This window comes from Acutalibacter sp. LFL-21, from assembly GCF_025630755.1.
GTDB classification, from domain to species: domain Bacteria; phylum Bacillota; class Clostridia; order Oscillospirales; family Acutalibacteraceae; genus Acutalibacter; species Acutalibacter stercoravium.
In genome coordinates this window covers 1-503 of record NZ_JAOTNT010000040.1, presented here as the reverse complement: position 1 = coordinate 503, position 503 = coordinate 1, and the positions used below count along the sequence as shown (strand labels likewise).

Here is a 503-nt window from a genome sequence, read left to right as displayed (position 1 = left end):
TGAAAAATCCGGTGTACTGCGGCAAGATTGCCTATGGACGCCGCAAAACGGAAAAAGTGCGCGGCACAAGGAACGAGTATAAGCTGGTTGAGCAGGACAACTACCTGCTGGCAGAAGGATTGCATGAGCCTATTGTTTCGGAAGAAGTCTGGCAGGCGGCGCAGGTGAAGCTGCTGGCACAGGCCAAGAAATACGAACACGTCAACCGTGGGAAGGATGAACACGTACATTTGCTCTCCGGCATTGTAAAGTGTCCTGTCTGCGGAGCCGGAATGTACGGGAACAAAAGCATCAAGCACAAAGCGGACGGCACCAAGTACAAGGATTTTTACTACTACGGTTGCAAGCACCGCTCTATGATTCGTGGGCATAAGTGCGATTACAAAAAGCAGATTCGGGAAGAACTGCTGGACGATGCCGTGGCAGAAGTCATTGTAAAGCTGGTGAGCAATCCGAAGTTTGCTGCCATGATGCAGGAAAAAATCAATATGAAAGTGGATACT

Annotated in this window: 1 protein-coding gene; it reads left to right on the top strand. The window is 49.7% G+C overall.

Going from position 1 to position 503, the window contains the following annotated elements; all coding sequences use genetic code 11:
- Positions 1-503: recombinase family protein (locus ODJ80_RS14065; RefSeq protein WP_263042559.1), on the top strand; the 503-nt coding region annotated here is incomplete at both ends.